3 protein-coding genes are annotated in these 1,904 nt (G+C 70.9%); 2 read left to right on the top strand and 1 reads right to left on the bottom strand.

Going from position 1 to position 1,904, the window contains the following annotated elements; translation table 11 throughout:
- Positions 1-214: double zinc ribbon domain-containing protein (locus FW784_RS13850; RefSeq protein WP_328592735.1), on the bottom strand; the 214-nt coding region annotated here is incomplete at its 3' end.
- 49 nt (positions 215-263) lie between these two features.
- Here FW784_RS13850 and bioB point away from each other — a divergent pair.
- Positions 264-1,334 carry a biotin synthase BioB gene (gene bioB / locus FW784_RS13845; protein ID WP_425481661.1) on the top strand — a complete coding sequence of 357 codons (1,071 nt, stop codon included), beginning with the start codon at positions 264-266 and terminating at the stop codon, positions 1,332-1,334.
- The coding region (locus tag FW784_RS13840; protein ID WP_149353907.1) for an aminotransferase class I/II-fold pyridoxal phosphate-dependent enzyme at positions 1,264-1,904 on the top strand (641 nt) is incomplete at its 3' end. The genes bioB and FW784_RS13840, both read left to right, overlap by 71 nt.

Here is a 1,904-nt window from a genome sequence, read left to right as displayed (position 1 = left end):
CGGGCAGCGCGCAGGTCGGGCAGGCCAGGTCGTGCACTGGCAGCGTCGCCTCGCACGCGGCGCACAGGTCCAGCCCGTCCAGGCCGGGGTCGTCGCAGGCCAGGCAGCGCGTCGGCCAGAGCAGGCGTGTGGCGTCGTTGCGCATCCAGAACGCGAGCCGCGCCCGCAGGCCGTCAACCGGCGGCGGGTCGATCAGGTTGACAGCGGTATCCATGCTTTCCAGACTGCCGGGCCCGCCCCGCGGCGCCTGTCGGAAAACTCCCATGGAAGCTGTCAGTGAACTGCGCGCCGTGACCGGCGGCCTGCGCCACGACTGGTCGCGCGCCGAGATCCTCGCCCTGTTCGACCTGCCGTTCCCGGAACTGCTGCATCGCGCCGCGAGCGTGCACCGCCAGCATTTCGACCCGGCCGAGGTGCAGGTGTCGACGCTGCTGTCGGTCAAGACCGGCGGCTGCCCCGAGGACTGCGCCTACTGCCCGCAGGCGCAGCGCTACCAGACCGGGGTCGATGCGACCAAGCTGATGTCGACCGACGCCGTCGTCGAGAAGGCGAAGCAGGCCAAGGCCGCCGGCGCCTCGCGCTTCTGCATGGGCGCGGCCTGGCGTTCACCCGCCGACCGAGACATCCCGAAGGTCGCGGCGATGATCCGCGAGGTCAAGGCGCTCGGCCTCGAGACCTGCGCCACGCTCGGCATGCTCAGCGACACGCAGGCGAAGTCGCTGCGCGAGGCCGGGTTGGACTACTACAACCACAACCTCGACACCGCGCCGGAGTTCTACGGCGAGATCATCCACACGCGCGAGTACCAGGACCGCCTCGACACGCTTTCGCATGTTCGCGATGCGGGCATGAAAACCTGCTGCGGCGGCATCGTCGGCATGGGCGAGACGCGTTCGCAGCGCGCGGGCCTGCTGCAGGCGCTGGCGAACCTGCCCGCGCATCCCGATTCGGTGCCGATCAACCGGCTGGTCAAGGTCGAAGGCACCCCGCTCGCGGGCAGCGACGAGATCGACCCGTTCGAGTTCGTGCGCATGATCGCGGTCGCGCGCCTCCTGATGCCGCGCTCGATGGTGCGTTTGAGCGCGGGCCGCGAATCGATGAGCGACGAGCTCCAGGCGCTGTGCTTCGCTGCCGGCGCGAACTCGATCTTCTATGGCGAGAAGCTGCTCACCACCGGCAACCCCGACACCGAGCGCGACATGGCGCTGTTCGCACGCCTCGGCCTGCGCCCGATGCAGGTGGTGGAGGCGCCGAACACCGTGCATGCCGACATCGTCGACGCCGCACCGGCGGCATCGATGGGCTGCGGCACCGGTTGCGGCTGCGCGGCCTGACGTGACGTGGTCGCAGCGCATCGCCGAATCCCGCGCCGCGCGTGACGCGGCGGCGCGACGTCGCGCGCGCCGCATCGTCACCCGCCGCGACGGCATGCGTTGCGAAGTCGACGGCCGCCAGCTGCTGAACTTCTGCAGCAACGACTACCTCGGCCTGTCGCAGCACCCGCAGGTCATCGCCGCATTGCGCGACGCCGCCGCGGATGGCGTCGGAAGCACGGCGTCCGCGCTCGTCTGCGGCCACTACGCGGCGCACGATGCGCTCGAACGCGAGATGGCCGACTGGCTGCAGGCGCCCGCCGCCCTGCTGTTCGGCAGCGGGTTCGTGGCGAACCTCGCCGTGCTGCAGGCACTGCTGCGCGACGGCGACGCGTGCGTGCAGGACCGCCTCAACCACGCCTCGCTGATCGACGCCTCCAGGCTGTCGGGTGCAACACTGCGGCGCTATCCGCATGTCGACGTCGACGGCGCGGCCCGGCAAATGCAGGCTGCGCTGACGTCGATGCGCCGCGTGCCGCATTCGGTCGCCAGGATCGACGCGGGTTACGCGCGGGCGGTGGCGTCGTCGCT

The organism is Cognatilysobacter lacus (genome assembly GCF_008274655.1).
Classification (GTDB): domain Bacteria; phylum Pseudomonadota; class Gammaproteobacteria; order Xanthomonadales; family Xanthomonadaceae; genus Cognatilysobacter; species Cognatilysobacter lacus.
The sequence above is the reverse complement of the archived record's forward strand: the minus strand, read 5'-3'. Positions and strand labels throughout refer to the sequence as shown.

What these genes read in the sequence shown, in the direction of transcription:
- bioB (WP_425481661.1), top strand. Translation starts at nt 264, where the DNA reads ATGGAAGCTGTCAGTGAACTGCGCGCCGTGACCGGCGGCCTGCGCCAC.